At 64.3% G+C, this 15,940-nt stretch carries 14 protein-coding genes and 1 pseudogene; 1 reads left to right on the forward strand and 14 read right to left on the reverse strand.

What is annotated here, in order from left to right; genetic code table 11:
- Nucleotides 1-181: 181 nt before the first annotated feature.
- The 6 genes from Q8Q83_RS07405 to Q8Q83_RS07430 form a co-directional block, all read right to left on the reverse strand.
- Complete coding sequence (locus Q8Q83_RS07405; RefSeq protein WP_305622501.1) at nucleotides 182-1,354, reverse strand: MFS transporter; 1,173 nt, start codon at nucleotides 1,352-1,354, stop codon at nucleotides 182-184.
- Between the two features lie 47 nt (nucleotides 1,355-1,401).
- Nucleotides 1,402-1,650 (reverse strand): DUF1272 domain-containing protein, encoded by a 249-nt coding sequence (locus tag Q8Q83_RS07410; protein ID WP_305622478.1) that lies wholly within the window; start codon nucleotides 1,648-1,650, stop codon nucleotides 1,402-1,404.
- Between the two features lie 28 nt (nucleotides 1,651-1,678).
- Nucleotides 1,679-2,674, reverse strand: a complete 996-nt coding sequence (locus tag Q8Q83_RS07415; RefSeq protein ID WP_305622480.1) for a GlxA family transcriptional regulator — start codon at nucleotides 2,672-2,674, stop codon at nucleotides 1,679-1,681.
- A gap of 179 nt (nucleotides 2,675-2,853) precedes the next feature.
- On the reverse strand, nucleotides 2,854-3,123 hold the full coding sequence (locus Q8Q83_RS07420; protein WP_305622482.1) for a hypothetical protein: 270 nt from the start codon (nucleotides 3,121-3,123) through the stop codon (nucleotides 2,854-2,856).
- Between the two features lie 173 nt (nucleotides 3,124-3,296).
- Complete coding sequence (locus Q8Q83_RS07425; protein ID WP_371132378.1) at nucleotides 3,297-4,118, reverse strand: hypothetical protein; 822 nt, start codon at nucleotides 4,116-4,118, stop codon at nucleotides 3,297-3,299.
- A gap of 38 nt (nucleotides 4,119-4,156) precedes the next feature.
- Entirely contained in the window at nucleotides 4,157-5,236 is a 1,080-nt protein-coding gene (locus Q8Q83_RS07430; RefSeq protein ID WP_305622485.1) for a patatin-like phospholipase family protein, read from the reverse strand.
- Between the two features lie 194 nt (nucleotides 5,237-5,430).
- Here Q8Q83_RS07430 and Q8Q83_RS07435 point away from each other — a divergent pair, with 194 nt between their 5' ends.
- Entirely contained in the window at nucleotides 5,431-5,739 is a 309-nt protein-coding gene (locus Q8Q83_RS07435) for a PepSY domain-containing protein (protein WP_305622487.1), read from the forward strand.
- Nucleotides 5,740-5,808: 69 nt separating this feature from the next.
- On the opposite strand, the gene Q8Q83_RS07440 is transcribed toward Q8Q83_RS07435, so the two are convergent.
- The 8 genes and pseudogenes from Q8Q83_RS07440 to Q8Q83_RS07470 all read right to left on the reverse strand — a co-directional run.
- Nucleotides 5,809-6,405 carry an NADPH-dependent FMN reductase gene (locus tag Q8Q83_RS07440; protein ID WP_305622489.1) on the reverse strand — a complete coding sequence of 199 codons (597 nt, stop codon included), beginning with the start codon at nucleotides 6,403-6,405 and terminating at the stop codon, nucleotides 5,809-5,811.
- Nucleotides 6,406-6,500: 95 nt separating this feature from the next.
- Complete coding sequence (locus Q8Q83_RS20205; RefSeq protein WP_371132379.1) at nucleotides 6,501-7,256, reverse strand: methyl-accepting chemotaxis protein; 756 nt, start codon at nucleotides 7,254-7,256, stop codon at nucleotides 6,501-6,503.
- A 102-nt stretch (nucleotides 7,257-7,358) separates the two neighbouring features.
- Nucleotides 7,359-8,645 (reverse strand): annotated as a pseudogene (locus Q8Q83_RS20210) (HAMP domain-containing protein); the annotation flags it as partial.
- A gap of 474 nt (nucleotides 8,646-9,119) precedes the next feature.
- Nucleotides 9,120-9,608 carry a DUF4442 domain-containing protein gene (locus Q8Q83_RS07450; RefSeq protein ID WP_305622492.1) on the reverse strand — a complete coding sequence of 163 codons (489 nt, stop codon included), beginning with the start codon at nucleotides 9,606-9,608 and terminating at the stop codon, nucleotides 9,120-9,122.
- Between the two features lie 94 nt (nucleotides 9,609-9,702).
- Nucleotides 9,703-11,706 carry a PhoX family phosphatase gene (locus Q8Q83_RS07455; protein WP_305622494.1) on the reverse strand — a complete coding sequence of 668 codons (2,004 nt, stop codon included), beginning with the start codon at nucleotides 11,704-11,706 and terminating at the stop codon, nucleotides 9,703-9,705.
- Between the two features lie 223 nt (nucleotides 11,707-11,929).
- Nucleotides 11,930-13,405 (reverse strand): NADH-quinone oxidoreductase subunit NuoN, encoded by a 1,476-nt coding sequence (nuoN, locus tag Q8Q83_RS07460; RefSeq protein WP_305622496.1) that lies wholly within the window; start codon nucleotides 13,403-13,405, stop codon nucleotides 11,930-11,932.
- Between the two features lie 23 nt (nucleotides 13,406-13,428).
- On the reverse strand, nucleotides 13,429-14,958 hold the full coding sequence (gene nuoM / locus Q8Q83_RS07465) for an NADH-quinone oxidoreductase subunit M (RefSeq protein ID WP_305622498.1): 1,530 nt from the start codon (nucleotides 14,956-14,958) through the stop codon (nucleotides 13,429-13,431).
- A gap of 15 nt (nucleotides 14,959-14,973) precedes the next feature.
- The coding region (locus Q8Q83_RS07470) for a proton-conducting transporter membrane subunit (RefSeq protein ID WP_305622499.1) at nucleotides 14,974-15,940 on the reverse strand (967 nt) is incomplete at its 5' end.

The raw sequence follows: 15,940 nt of genomic DNA on the forward strand, positions 1-15,940 counted from the left end.
AACTGCATGCTTCAGCCCCACACTACGTCCTGCCCCATCGACGAGAAGATCGTATCTATCCACGCGCCATCAGGCTCAAATCGTCGAAGTATCCGATCAGAAATAAAAATGCCAGTCAGCTTAACTGACTGGCATTAGCCCCAGGGGTCGCCTTTTTGCTGTCTGGTCTGGGCGCATGGGCTTAGCCCGCAGCCTCCAGCAAGCCACGCCTGGCCGGCAGCAGCATCAGCATGGCCAGGCCGACCAGGGGCAGGATGACCAGGTTGATCGCGCCCCAGCCGAGGCCGCTGATCAGCGCGCCGGCGGTGAACGCGGCACAGGCCGCCAGCAGGCCGTTGAGCAGTTCCATCAAGCCTTGGGCCTGGCCGCGTTCCGCATCGCTGTGGCCTTCGGCCAGCAGGGTAGTGCCGGCGACCAGCATCAGGTTCCAGCCCAGCCCGAGCAACAGCGAGCTGAGCAGAAAGTGCAACTGCTGCAGGCCGGTCAAGGCTATGGTGGCGCTTATCAGCAGTATCACCCCGCCCAGCAGGGCTACCCGCCGGCTGCCGAGGAGATCCACCAAGGGTCCTGCCAGGAAGGCCGGGAGGAACATGCCGAGCATGTGCCATTGAATCACCTGGGCGCTGCTGGCCAGGCCAAAACCGCAGGAGTTCATGGCCAGGGGCGTGGCATTCATCACCAAGACCATCAGGCCATTGCCAACCGCCGTGGTGGCGATCGCCGCGCGTACCACGGGGCGGCGCAGCAACTGTTTTAGCTCGTGGAGGCCGGTTTTGGCGCGGCGCGGCGCGTTCCCCTCGGGCAGCCGTATCAGCAGTAGCAAGGCGAGCAGGGCCAGGGTCGCGATCAGCAGGTAGGCGCCGACAAAAGGCGTGCTCAGGGCGCTGCGCGCCCACAGGGTCAGGCTCGGCGCCAGCACGGCGGCCAATACGCCGCCGCCGATCACATAGGCACTGGCGCGACCTTTGTGCGCCTCTTCGACGGCCTCCAGCGCGGCAAAGCGGTAGTACATCGCCGATGCCTGATAGGCGCCGATGGGCAGTGCACCCAGGCAGAACAGGGCGAAGTCGCCCAGCCAGACACCCAGCGCGCTGAGCAAGCCGCCCAGCACGCCGGCGCCGGCGCCGAGCAGCAAGCCGGGGCGGCGGCCATGACGCTGCATAAACAGCGACAGGGGTTGCACGGCGAACAAGTTGCCCAGCATCCACAAGCACAGCGGCAGGGTCGCCAGGATATTCAGGGGGGCCAGTTGCAGCCCCACCAGGGCGGTCAGGGTGATGCCGATCATCGAGCACGACCAATACAGCGCCTGGCCGGCAAACAACAAGCGAATCGAGGGGTTGCGTAACAGCAGCATAAGGCGGCTCCAGAGAACAGCTAGGGTCCCGAGGTATCTTGGTTTTAGTGCTTGGCGCTGCAGCCAGCGGGCTTAAGCACCCGCTGGCTGGAGGCCGGGGCGCGTTCCAGTTTGTCGGCCGGGCGGCGTGGGCGGCTCAGCAGTTCACCGCCGCAGTTCGGGCATATGCCCTGCAAGTTATTGCTCGCGCAGTCGCGGCAGAAGGTGCACTCGAACGAGCAGATCAGCGCATCGGCCGAGTCGGCGGGCAGATCGCGGTCGCAGCATTCACAGTTGGGACGTAGTTGCAGCATGGCAGGCTCCTTGCGATGATATAGGCGATCAGGCGAAGCGTTCGCTGTATTCCTGAGGGCTGATGCCCAGGTGCTTGTGAAAGGTGCGGCGCAGGTTCTCCGGGTGCACGAAACCGCTCAGACGCGCCACCGTGCCGATCGAGGCCTGGGCGCTTTGCAGCAGGCTGCGCGCCGTCTCCAGGCGGACGTTTTCGACATAACGGCCGGGCCCCATGCCCAATTCCTGGACAAATACCCGCGACAGCGTGCGCGGCGTCATATTGGCCTGGGCGGCCAAGGCCGCCAGCGACAGGTCATCGCTCAGATGCAGGGGAATCCACTCGAGCAGGGCGGCCAGGCGCGGCACCCGGCTGGGTTCCGGAGTCAGCAGGGCGCTGAATTGCGCCTGCCCACCCGGTCGGCGCAGGAACATCACCAAACGCCTGGCCACCGCCAGGGCGATGGGGCGGCCCAGATCGGCCTCGACCAGGGCCAGCGCCAGGTCGATACCCGCGGTCACGCCGGCGGAGGTGAAGATATGGCCATTGCCCTGGGGATCCTGCGGGTCATAGGTGTGCAAGCAGTCGCCGGCTATCTCCACCTGCGGGTGTCTTGTGCGCAGACAGTCCATATCGGCCCAGTGGGTGGTGGCGCGGCGGCCATCGAGCAGGCCTGCGGCCGCGAGAATCAGCGCGCCGGAGCAGACCGAGCCGAGGCGGCGCACCTGGGGGGCGGCGTCGCGTAGCCAGGCCAGCAGCTGGCTGTTCTGGCACTGGGCTTGTTCGCCCCGACCGCCCGGAATCAACAGGGTGTCGATTTGCGCCAGGTCTATCGCGCTCCAGGCCTGCTCGGCCACCAGTTGGAAACCGGCCGAGGTGGCGATGGCCCCCGGCTGTTGGCCAAGCACCACGAGGCGATAGCAGGCCGGCAAGCCCTGGCGCTGGCGCTCGACATTGGCCGAGGCGAAGACCTGCAGCGGGCCGGTCAGATCCAGGCTCATGACATCGGGGTAGAGCAGGCAGGCGATGGTCTTCAGGGCATCCATGGGGTTGTCTCGATAAGCTATGGATGCAGTGTGCACCTATCGAGTAAATGGCAACAAGGACAATAAGCCCACAGATATTGCCATCTGGCTGTCACGCCAGGCTGGCGCGACAGCGGTGTAAAAGGACTCCGGTTGGAACGTGCTGCGCAGCAGCCCAGAGCCCCTTAAGGCAGGCTGGATTACTCCGGCATGCTCCAAGGTTCCAGGGCGAAACCTTGTTGGCTGAGTTGCTCGCGGGACTGCTTCAACACCTTGGCGAACTGCACCGGGTCGCTGTACACCGTGTTCGACAACTGGGTACGGCCGAGCAGGCGGGTGCTGGTGCGGTCGATGACGCTCAGGCTGAGGTTGCCCGTGCCATCCTGGGGCGCCCAGGCCACGCACTGGAAAGGTTGAAAGGCACGGTCAGCAATCAGCAGGGCTTCGTTAAAACGCAGCGGGGCGTTCATGGGGTCGGTCTCTCCGAGTTGATCCCAAATCTACAAGGGCAGGCGGTCTATTCACGCTTGCCGGTCATAGTCGTTGATGGTCGAAGCTGACCCTTAAGTCACATGCCTGCCTAGAAATGCAAGAAATTGTCCGATAGATCACATTTCTAAGGGTTTAAGGCGGCTCGAGGACCCTAACAGGCCGCTAGAAGCCGGCGCAGATAGCGGGCGATATAGTCCTGAAAGCGCCTGTCGCCCCAGTAGGTCAGGTGGCTCAGGGGGGTATGCCGGGCGTACCAGGGGCCGACCGGCATGGCGCGATCCTCGGCCACCACCGCCGCATAGTTGGGCAGCGGCCGCAGCGGGTAACCCAGGGGGTCGGCGGGGGCGTAGAGGTTGAGCCAGCGTGCCTGCGCGGTGACGGCTTCGGTCAGGCAGTGGCCGGGAAAACGGATGGGCACCACTGGATCGTAGGCGAAGGTGAACAGCGGGATATTGCAGCCGAAGGTCACCAGGCCGCTCAGGGTTTCCAGGGCGAGAAAGGGATCGAGTGGGCAGCTTGCGGCCTTGTTGACGCGTTGCTGGTCCCAGACGAAGTTGGAAAAGATATGCCCACCCAGCGAATGAGCCAGCACCACCAACGGGGTGTCGGCGTCGACCTTGGCGCGCAGGGCATTCAGGCCGCTGCGCAGGCATTGGTGCACTTCTTCATAGGTGGTGTCGTAGGCCTGGCTGACCTTGCGATAGCCGCTGGCATCGCCGAGGAACAGGGTGACGATGCGCCTGAGCCAGCGCCAGCGCACCGGTTGATCGCGCAACTTGTCGAGAAAGGCCAGTTGGCGCTTGTCCAAGACGCTGGCCCAGTACAGGGTCTGGAACGCCACTTGGTCGGCGTCGGCCCCCAGGCGCTGGCGCAGGCCGTCAATCAGGCTGTGGGCATAGCTGTGCTGGCCTTCGTCATTGCGCGAATCGGGTTGGGTACCTATGCCATGAATAATGGCAACTGCAAGTTTTATCCTGGCCATCCTTAGCTGCTGAGCAACATCACTGGTGGTTAAAGTGCTTCTAGACGTTCGCCCAAGCGGCCGCTGTCGGCCAGCTCGAGGAATTCATCGCCCAGACGCTGGCTCTCGCTCATGGCCTGGCGCCAGTAGCGTTCACGGCCGCCATCATCGCCCAGATAACGGCTGAAGTCTTTACGATCGGGCAGCTTGCCGTGGGGCAGGCGCGCCAGGTAGTCGCGCGAGGGGGCCAGCAACAGCACATCCTGCAGGCGCTGGCTGTCTCCGCGGCGCCACGGCATGCCCTTGTCGAACCAGCCGGGAATCACCTTATCGGTGAAGTGCGGGTACAGCACTATGTCGCTGCCGCTGTAGGGCAGGTCCAGGTGATAGTCGAGCAGGCCACCATCGCGGTAGGTGCCAGGGCCGGCCCCGGGAATATCCCGTACCCCTTGCATGACCATGGGAATCGAGCCCGAGGCGAGCAGGGCGTGGCGCAGGTTGGCGCTATCGAGCCGCAGGTAGCGCGAGGGAAAATCCTCCAGCGCGCCCAGCGGTGGCGCCAGGCGTGCATCGTGCAGAATCACCCGTTCGAAGTGGCGGGCTAGGCGCGAGCGGCCGAGCAGATTGCTGCCGATTACCGAGCCCAAACCCAGGCCCAGAGCTCCGCGATGATCGTGGCGGAGCAGGCCGTGGCTTTTCACCACCACTATATTCAGGCGGTAATGGGCATTGCTCAGCACCTGGGCGTCCTGACCTTCCAGCAGTTGTTCGAGCATCAGGCTGCAGCTCTGCGACACCTCGGCCATGCTCGCGCCCTTGGCGAAGCGTTGCGCGGTATACAGCTCGCCGAGGCGCCGAATGCCGGCCGCCGCGTCTGGCAGGCAGGCACTGGCGAAGCGCCAGGAACCGATGGAGGCGCCGATCAGCGAGCGTTCCCGTGGCGCGCGCAGCAGCCAGTCGCCGAACAGGGCCAGGTCCAGGCCTTGGATGCCCAGGGCCTTGGGCCCGCCGGCCGCGCCCGGCAGAATGCCCACGTCGGCCGGTTGCAGGCCGCGCTCGCGAATCCGTGCGAGGGCGCGTTTGCCGGCTTTAATAGTCAGGGTAGGGGACTTGATTTGAATCGCACTCATGCTGGCCTCCATCGCGCAAGGCAGGGATTATAGAGCGCTGGGCAGTCAGGCCAAGTGACTTCAGCGCGTGAATAAGGGCTGCATGCCCCCGCTTGAGTGGGTGATAAATCGCAGCTTAAGCCCATTCAGCTGGAGTTAAGTCCCGTGCAGTAGCTTGGGCTTCGTCGCAAGCAAACCCCAGAAGGAAACTGAACATGAACCTAGTGACCGCTGTATCCGCCGCTGCTGCCCTGAGCCTGACCGCGGGCCTGACTCAGGCCCGCGACCTGGGCCCGGACGAAGCGCTCAAGCTGCGCGACGCCGGCATCATTCAATCCTTGGAAAAACTCGAGGCCGTCGCCTTGGCCGCGCATGCGGGCGGCCAGGTCGAAGAGGGCGAACTGGAAGAGGCGTACGGCCGCTATGTCTATCAGGCCGAAGTGCGTGACGCCCAAGGCGTGCAGTGGGATGTCGAGCTGGATGCCACCAACGGGCAAATTCTGAAAAACCAGCAGGACGATTGAGTAAGGCAACGGCTCCGGGGGCAATGCTGCACTGTCCCACTCGGGGGCTATTGCTTGCTGTCTGCCGTTCTACATGCCGTTGGCAAAAGCCGGGTTGCCCATGTCGATGCTTTCACGCACCGGCTGCAGGGCCTTGGCGTACTTGAGCAGAATGTCCAGGTCGTAATCCAGGCGCGCGTGCAGGCGTTGATCGTCCTCATTGGCCGCTTCCGGGCCGTTCAGCACCTGCTCGACCCGGCGCACTATCAGGTGTTCGGGCAGGTAGCACAGGCGGCAGTTCTTGTAGCTGGAGGCGCGCAGCTCACTGATCGGGTAGGCGCCGCCGACCCCGGCCGATACGCCCACCAGCAGCGCCGGTTTGTGCGCCAGTTCGGCCTTGCTGGCGTAGATAAAGAAGTTCTTGATCGCTGGGCAGGCCATGCCGTTCCACTCGGGGGCGACTATCACCAGGGCATCGGCGGCCTGCAATTGCGTGCGGTATTGCTCCCAGAGGCCGGCATCTTCGGCGGGCCAGAGCGGCAGCGGGTCCAGGCCCAGGTCGATCAGGCTGCTGTGCGCCTCAGTGCTATGTTCCAGGCGAATCAGGCGCTGGCGAATAAATCGCGCGACCTTGCCCGACTGGCTGTTGCTGCGGCCGGAGCCGGCCACCAACGCGATATTGAGCATTGTGTACCCCCATAAATAGAAAAACGCAGACTAGCCGGGGGCTAGTCTGCGTCGCAAGGAAGGAACCGCCACAATGGCGGTCTTATCAGGCCAACTCAGACGCGGAACTGATCCATCAGGCTTTGCTGGTGGTTGGCCAGCTTGTTCAGGTTCTGGCTGATTTTCGCCGACTCATCGGCCTGCCCGGAGATCGACTCGGTGACATCGCGGATCGAGGCGACGTTGCGGTTGATCTCTTCGGCCACCGAGCTCTGCTGCTCGGCGGCGCTGGCGATTTGCAGGTTCATGTCGGTGATCACGCTGACGGCCTGGCTGATGCGCTGCAGCACCACCACCGCCAGTTCGACCTGCTCGACGCTGCCCTGGGCCTGGCGATGGCTGCTGTGCATGGTGCTGACCACTTCCTTGGTGCCGTTCTGCAGGCCTTCGATCACCTGGCGGATTTCTTCCACCGAGTCCTGGGTACGCTTGGCCAGGTTGCGCACCTCGTCGGCGACCACGGCGAAACCGCGCCCGGCTTCCCCGGCGCGGGCGGCTTCGATGGCGGCGTTGAGCGCCAGCAGGTTGGTCTGCTCGGCGATCGAGCGAATCACTTCCAGCACCGAGCCGATCTGCTGGCTGCTGCTGGCCAGGCCTTCGACTTCCTGCATGGCCACATTCATTTCATTGGCCAGCAATTCTATGGTCGAGGTGGTTTTGCCGATCACGCACAAGCCTTCACGGCTGGCCTGATCGGCGGTGCGTGCCGCTTCCGCGGCCTGGGCGGCGTTGTGTGCCACATCATGAGCGGTGGCGCTCATTTCCTGGAAGGCGGTGGCCACCTGGTCGACTTCGCGGAACTGCTGCTGCATGCCTTGGCTGGTCTGGCTGGCGATCAAGGCCGACTGGTCGGCCGTGCTGCGGGCGTCCTGCACGCTGAGTTTGACGTTGGCGATGATCGGCTGCAGCTTGTCGAGGAAACGGTTGAACCAGCTGGCCAGCTCGCCCAGTTCATCCTGCTTGGCATACTCCAGGCGGCGGGTGAGGTCGCCCTCGCCACTGGCGATGTCCTTGAGCATGGCCGCCACGCCGAGAATCGGTTTGGTCACACCCAGGGCGGTGAGCCAGATCAGCAGGATACCAATCACCCCGGCGGCCAGACCGAGGCCCAGCGAGATGCCGGTATTGCGGGTGCTCATGGCGTCCATCTCGCCCTCGAGGCGGGTCGCCGGCTCCAGCAGCACGGGTTCCGGGACCTCCATCAGCACGCCCCAAGGTTTGGACTCGGGAATAGGCAGCAGTGGCTGCAGGACTTGCAGCGTGCCCTCATGGTGCAGCACCTCGGGGCGATTATTGGCGAGCAGACCGAGCATTTCTGTGTGTTGATCGCTAAAGGCTTGCTCCAGCTTGCCGCCGAGCAGGCTGCTGTCGCGGCTATGCCCAGCCAGCAGACCGGCTGGGCTGATGATGCTGACGTGTCCGGCGCCGTCGAACAGGGCGTTATGCGCGCTGTTGCTCAGCTCCTGCAGGCTGGCCAGGCTGATATCGACCCCCAGCACGCCAATGACTTTATCGGCCAGCATCAGGGGGAAGGCGATGCTGGTCATCAGGGTTTTCACCCCGTCGACCTCATCTATATAGGGATCGAGCAGGCACACCTGTTTTTTCTCGAGCGGGCAGGTGTACCAGGCGTTATAGGCGGCACCGCTGATGCCTGGGGTGCTGTCGCCCAGCATCTTTTCGCTGAGGGACTCCGAGCTGAGCTCGCCATTTTTGGCTTGTGCCCAGTACACCGCGAAGCGGCCTTTGTCATTGCTGCCGAGATTGTCCTGGTCGAGGAAGAGCTCGTCCTTGCCATCCAGGCCGTTGGGCTCGAAGGCCACGTAGATGCCGAGCAGGCTGCGGTTGGCCTCCAGGGCGCTGCGCACCTGGCGGGTGAGGTCTTCGCGCAGGTCGAAGGCATCGAGAAAGCGCTTCTCCGCCTGTTCCCGGATAAACAACACCTGGGACGCGGCGCCGCGGCCGTATTGGTAGGCATCCATAAAGTAGCGCTGCATCTGCAGCGCCTGGGACTCGGCGCGCGCCTCCATGCGCTGTTGCGCCGACTCCTTGAGCATGGCCGAGCTGGCTTGCTTGACCAAGCTGGCATTGCGCGAAGCCTGGATCACCGAGGCGGAGACCAGTACGGCCACAATGGCCAGCAGACACAGGCCTGCGAGCAGGGTGATTTTTAGCTGGATGGAGAGTCGGCTGAACAGCATTTTCACGACCTTTTTATTAGTGAGGCTTGATGCGCCTATCGGCTGCCATTGGCATTTCTTTAAATAAAGCAGAGTAGAGGGGACGCGCCTTTCGCCCCTGGAGTTACCCGAGCTTAAACGAAATCTAGGACAGGGCGCAGCGGATGCTGCACGGCAACTGCGACTGCTTGCTCAGCAGCAGGCTGGCAGGCTGGGCCTAGAGGGCGGTCGCGCAGTGCATGCGGCTAGGTTGCGTGGTCGCTGCAACCCGTTAGGGCGGCAATCTGGCTAGGCTGGGGGGATGGACTTGGCGCTCTGTTGCGGCCGTTTTGGCTCTAGGGCCCAAAGGCCTGGCCGTGCGCAGGAGGCCGGTGCTGCCGGTCTTGCTTATGCAGGCTTAGCCTGGCTTTAAGCCTGCGGCACAGGAGGGATGGCTCAGGTCTGCAGGGGTTTTTCCAGGCGCTGGCTGAGTCATGCGTGGACTCAGATCAGCTGTTAGCGCTTCTTGCTGACCCAGGCCCAGAGCATTTCGCACTGGATCGGCTGGTTGCCGCTGTCGTCGGTCACCTGCACCGCCACCAGCACTTCGCCCTTGTCCTGGCTATGGATCGCCTGGATCTGCTCGGGCGTCAGGCTGGCTTCCGCGCGCAGGCCGCCGACGGCACGCTTGAGATAATCCACCTTGAGGCTCTTGATCAGCGGCAGCTTGTCGTCCGGCACGTTCATCCCGACCAGAAAACCCGTGGCGGATTCGGCCAGCAAGGCCATGGCCGCGGCATGCACGCCCTGGATATGGTTCTGCACCTTGCGCTTATTGGCCAGGCTCATCACCGCGCGCGTTTGAGTCAGTTCGTGCACCCGCACCTTGGCGGTGCCGGCGAACTTCACCTGGGAGCCGAACAGCAGGGACAGTGCCGGGCTGTGCAGGACTGCGGGCAGTTTGTGGAGCTTGGCGACTATACGGCTCAGACGGTTGCTGGACATGCGCGTTTCCTGATGAGGGCAGGGGAAGAGGCGCGAGTCTGGCATAGCGAAAAGTGACCGGCCAGGCTTGGCCGGTCACTCTGTTGCGCGGGGGTTACAGCAGGCGCCGGCCATCCTCACGAGTGATGATCACGGTCGCCGAACGGGGACGCTTGCCTGGGCCATCCGGCCAGGTGCTGAGCAGGTTGTTCGGCGTCGAGCCTTCGCCGGGATGCTGGATATTGACGAACAGGGTGCGAAAGTCCGGGGTGGCGGCAATGCCGGTCACCTCGGCGCCCAGAGGCCCGACCAGAAAACGCTTCAGCTCGCCGGTGCGCGGCTCGGCCACCAGCATCTGGTTGTTGCCGAACGGCCCGCTGTTGAGCTGGCTACCGCTCATGTCGGTCTGGATCCACAGCCGGCCTTCTTCGTCGAACCACAGCCCGTCCGGGCTGGCCAGGCGGTTATCGGCAGTGAGTGGCTGGCCGTTCGGCCCGATGCTGTCGGCCTCGGTGCCGGCCAGCATAAACAGGCTCCAGGCGAAGTGGCGGCTCGCATAGTTCTTGCTCAGCTCGCGCCAGCGGATGATATGGCCGTAGGGGTTGGGCGAGCGCGGGTTGGCGGCGTCGGCCGTAGTGCGCGAGCTGTTGTTGGTCAGGGTGAAATACACCTCGCCGTTATCTGGATTGACTGCGCCCCATTCCGGTCGGTCCATCTTGGTCGCACCGGCGATATCGGCGGCCAGGCGGGTATTGATCAGCACTTCGCCCTGATCGGCGAAGCTTACGCCGGCGGCCGTACAGGCGGCCTGGAACTGCGGGTCGTGGATATCCAGGGCCAGCCACTGGCCCTTGCCGTTGGCATCGAAGCGCGCCACATAGAGGGTGCCTTCATCCAGCAGACGGCCATCGCTGCGGCCGGGGCGGTATTTGTCGCGACTGACGTATTTGTAGATGTACTCGTTCTGCGAGTCGTCGCCGGAGTAGCAGACAATTGGGCGGCCCGCTTTTACCGGGGCGAACACCAGCCCCTCGTGGGCAAAGCGGCCCAGGGCGGTGCGCTTGACCGGCGTTGACTCTGGGGCGAAGGGATCGATCTCGACTATCCAGCCGAAGTGATTGGGTTCGTTGCGGTAGTCATCCTGGGCCGTGGCGGCTTTGCGCGTGGCGTTGAAACGCTCGAACTCGTCGCCAGCCAGGTGATCCCAGCCATAGCGGCTGTTGCTGCGCAGGCCATAGCGGCTGAGTTCCCGCGGCAGATCAGCATCGGCGCTGGCGAAGTAGCCGGCCCAGTTCTCCTCGCAGGTGAGGTAGGTGCCCCAAGGGGTGAAGCCGTTGGAACAGTTGTTGAGGGTGCCGCGGCTGGCGGTGCCTTGCGGGCTGTGACGAGTCTGCAGCAGAGCATGGCCACGTGCCGGGCCGCCGATCTGCATCGGCGTGGCGCCGGTGATACGGCGGTTGCGCGCGCTGGGCAATACCGACCATTGGCCCGCGAGGCCACGACGCACTTCCACCACTGAGACGCCATGGGCGTTGATTTCCTTGCGCACTTCCTCGGCGCTGCTGCGCTTGCCGGCGACCAGGGTGGCGCCATTGGGGTGGAGCAGGGGCACGTCGATATATTCGTGGTTCAGCACCAGCAAACCATGCTGGCTGTTTTTGCCGCGCTGCTGGGCATCGATCGGGAAGAAATGCATGCCGTCGTGGTGCATGCCCAATTGTTCGGCCTGGTCCTGGGCGCTGTTGCTGCCATCTTCCAGGTAGGCCGGATAGCCGCCGGTGAGCGGCGTGCCCCAAGGGATAAAGGCGGTGGCGCGGTAACCGGCCGGCACCGTGATGGTATCGGCGCGGGTGGTGGCGACTGCGCTGAAGGGCAGCTTGCTGCGCCGTTTGAAGGGCGCTTTCTGCAGGCCATGGGCGGCAGGCTCGGCTGCCTCGGTGATGCCGGGCATGGCGCTGCCGAGGAAGGCCAAGGCGCCCAGGGCGACGCCGCCGGCCAGCACCTGGCGACGACCGATAGCACTGCTCAGTTCAGTGATATGCGGGTTGGTTGAGTGGTTGCTGGGCAGTTCATCGCCATTGCCGAACAGCAGCTCGTTGGCTTTATCGTTGGGGCTCATGGGGGCTCCTTCAGGTTGATCGACGGAGCCATGACGCTAACCGGGGAAAACGACGGAAGCATGACAGTGGCTGTGCCGCAGTGCACAAAACCGCTGCAAGCTGACTGCTCGGCCAATAAAATCCCCCAACTGCCACGTCTGCCGGCAGGCGGCTTGCTCGGCTGTGTATCGAGCAGGCAGAAAAAACCCGGCCAAGGCCGGGTTTGTCGTTGCGCGTGCAGGCTTAGTGGGCGATGGCCACCAGGCCGGCCTGCTGCACCAGTTCCAGCAGCGGCTGCGGGTAGACGCCGAGGAAGAAGGCCAGCAGGGCGACGAACAGCAGCATGATTCCGCCGGCGTGCTGCGCCCAGTGCATGTCCGCGTCGTGGCGGCGCAGGTTCGGCTGCACCAGGAACAGGGTGACCATGACGCGCAGGTAGTAGAACACGCCGATGGCGCTACCCAGCACCAGCGCGCCGAGCAGCCACCACAGCTGTGCCTGCACGCCGGCGGCGACCACGTAGAACTTGCCGATAAAGCCGGCGGTCAGCGGAATGCCGGCCAGCGACAGCATCATCACCGTGAGCACGGCGGTCAGGTACGGGCGGCGCCAGAACAGGCCGCGGTACTCGTACAGGGCGTCACAATCGCGGCCGTTGTAGGGCGTGGACATCAGGGTGATCACGCCGAACGCGCCGAGGCTGGTCAGCACATAGGTGGCCAGGTACACGCCGACCGCTTCCACGGCCAGGCCCTTGCTGGCGATCAGCGCCACCAGCAGGTAGCCGAAGTGGGCGATGGAGGAATAACCGAGCAGGCGCTTGAGGTTGTTCTGCAGCAGCGCCAGCAGGTTACCGAACAGGATCGAGGCGATGGCGATTACCGTCAGCAGCTCGTTCAGCCAGCCGCCGCTGGTGGCCGGGGATATCTGGTACAGGCGCAGCAGCACGGCGAATACCGCCACCTTGCTGGCGGTGGCGAGGAAGGCCGCCACCGGCGCCGGGGCGCCTTCATAGACGTCCGGGGTCCACAGGTGGAAGGGTACCAGCGACAGCTTGAACGCCAGGCCGACCAGCATCATGCCGATGCCGATTTGCGCCAGCATGCTCGGCAGGCCATCGGCGGCCAGCTTGGCGCCGATGCCGGCGAAGCTCAGGCTGCCGGATTCGCCATACAGCAGGGCCATGCCGAACAGCAGGAAGGTCGAGCCTGCGGCCGACAGCACCATGTACTTGATCCCGGCTTCCAGCGAACGCTTGTTGAAGAAGGCGTAGGCGATCAGGCCGTAGGTCGGCACCGACAGCAGTTCCAGACCGATAAACAACCCGGCCAGATGCTGGGCGCTGACCAGCACCAGGCCGCCGGCGGCGGCCAGCAGCATCAGCAGGTACAGCTCTTCGCGGTTGCCCGGATAGCCCTTGCCGGACTCGCCGCCCAGGTAGGCGTGGATCAGCGTCACGCAGGCCAGGGTCGAGGCCAAGACCAGGGCCATGTAGTAGCAGGCGAAGTTGTCCACCAGCAGCAGTGGAGTGACTTCCAGGGGCGTCACCTTGAGCGCCGGCAGCAGCGACAGCAGGGCCAGGTTAAGGCCCAGCACCGACAGGCCGAAGGTCCAGGAATGGTGGCGTTTCCAGGCGATCGCCAGCATCACCAGCACCAGGGTGGCACTGGTGATCAGCAGCGGTAGCAGCGCGATAAAGTGTTGAGTCGTCAGTTGCATAGCATGACTTTCCATTGAGCAGCTTACCGGGCCGAAACGAGTTGATTGAGGGCACCGCTCAGCCACTGCTGCACGCCGTGCATGCTGGCGGCAGAGGTGTCGAGCACGGGCTGCGGGTAGACGCCGAGCAGAATCAGCAGCGCCGCGAGGCCCAGCACCATGCTCAGTTCACGTGGCTTGAGACCTTGCAACACGCTGTCCGCCTTGGCCGGGCCGAAGAAGGCACGGTGGATCATGATCAGCGAGTAGACCGAGCCGAAGACCAAGCCGGTGGCAGCCAGCACGGTGATCCAAGGGGCGACCTGGAAGCTGCCGATCAGAATCAGGAATTCACCGACGAAGTTGCCGGTGCCCGGCAGGCCCAGCGCGGCGGCGGCGAAGAACAGGCTCACCGCCGGCAGCCAGGGCATGCGCGCCCAGACACCGCCCATCTCGCGCATGTCGCGGGTGTGCAGGCGTTCATACAGCTGGCCGCAGAGGATAAAGAGTGCGGCGGCGGACAGGCCGTGGGCCAGCATCTGCACCACCGCGCCCTGCAGGGCGATGTCGCTGGCGGAATAGATGGCGATCAGCACGAAGCCCATGTGCGACACGCTGGAGAAGGCCACCAGGCGCTTGATGTCGGTCTGCGCGAAGGACAGCAGGGCGCCGTAGACGATGGCGAACACGCCGAGCCATTGGGCGATAGGCGCGAACTCGGCCGAGGCGTTAGGGAACAGCGGCAGGGCGAAGCGCATCATGCCGTAGGCGGCGGTCTTCAGCAGGATGCCGGCCAGGTCCACGGAACCGGCGGTCGGCGCCTGGGCGTGGGCATCCGGCAGCCAGGAGTGGAAGGGCACTACCGGGAACTTCACCGCGAAGGCGATAAAGAAACCGAGCATCAGCAGGTATTCGGTGCCGGGCGCCATCTGGGTCTTCAGCAGGTCGGCGTAGTCGAAGGTGAACACGCCGGTCTGGTTGAAGTGGACGAACACCAGGGCGAGGATCGCCACCAGCATGATCAGGCCGCTGGCCTGGGTGAAGAGAAAGAACTTGGTGGCGGCGTAGATGCGCGACTTGCCGTCGCTGCCGCTATGACCCCAGAGCGCGATGAGGAAGTACATCGGCACCAGCATCATTTCCCAGAAGAAGAAGAACAGGAACAGGTCCATGGCGAGGAACACACCGACCACGCCGCCGAGTATCCACATCAGGTTGAGGTGGAAGAAGCCGACGCGGTTCTGGATCTCGTGCCAGGAGCAGAGCACCGAGAGCACACCGAGCAGGCCGGTGAGGCTGATCATCAGCACCGACAGGCCATCGAGGGCCAGGTGCACGCTGATGCCGAACCGCTCGATCCACTGCAGCTGGAATTCGGCGGCCCAGACTGGGTCGGCGCCTGGCGCGGGGGCCAGGCTAAAGTCGCCGGTGGCCCACAGCCACAGGCCCAGGCCGAACAGCAGGCACATGGTCAGCAGGGCGATCCAGCGCGGCAGGATGTTGCCGAAACGCTCGCCTTGCCAACACAGCAGGCCGCCGATAAAGGGGATCAGGATTAGCCAGGGCAGAATCATGACGGTCGGTTTTCCTTAATTCAGAATCAGCAGCAGGCCGAGCACCAGTACGGCGCCCCCGGCGATAGAGGTGGCGTACCAGCGCGTCTGGCCGGTCTGGGCGCGGGCCAGCTGGGCGTTGCCGCCGCGGGCCAGACGCGGGATCAGGCCGATGCTGCGGTCGATCGGGTCACGCCCGAGCAGACGGCAGGCCAGCAGATAGGTACGCACGAACAGTTTGTCGTAGAGCCAGTCGAAGCCCCAGGCGGCGAACCACCAGGCCGACAGGAAACGTCCCGGCGCGCTCTGCGCCACGGCGCTGGCGAAGCTGCGCTTGCCGAGGAACAGCAGGGCGGCCAGCAGTATGCCGCTCAGGGCGATGGCCGCCGAGGCGATTTCCAGGCTGTGCTGCGCCGGGCCTCCGGCATGGCCGACGCTCTGTGGCAGCACGCCGTGCAGCGGTGGGGTGATCAGCGCGCCGACGAAGGTCGACAGCACGATCAGTACGCTCAAGGGCAACCAGTGGGCCACGCCATGGCCGGCATGGGCTTCGCTCTGCTGCTCGCCATGGAAGGCGATAAAGATCAGGCGGAAGGTGTAGAGCGAGGTCATAAAGGCACCGACCAGGCCGGCATACAGCAGGCCCTGATGACCACTGGCGAAGGCTTCCCAGAGGATTTCGTCCTTGGAGTAGAAACCGGCGGTAATCAGCGGTAGCGCGGCCAGGGCGGCGCCGCCGACGATAAAGCTGGCGTAGGCCAGTGGCAGTTTCTTCCACAGGCCGCCCATCTTGAAGATGTTCTGCTCGTGGTGGCAGGCGTTGATCACCGCGCCCGAGGCGAGGAACAGCAGGGCCTTGAAGAAGGCGTGGGTCATCAGGTGGAAGATCGCCGCGTCCCAGGCTCCTACCCCCACCGCCAGGAACATATAGCCGATCTGGCTCCTGGTCGAGTAGGCGAGGATGCGCTTGATGTCGGTCTGCACCAGGGCGGCGAAGCCGGCC

It is taken from the genome of Pseudomonas sp. (assembly GCF_030696055.1).
Classification (GTDB): domain Bacteria; phylum Pseudomonadota; class Gammaproteobacteria; order Pseudomonadales; family Pseudomonadaceae; genus Aquipseudomonas.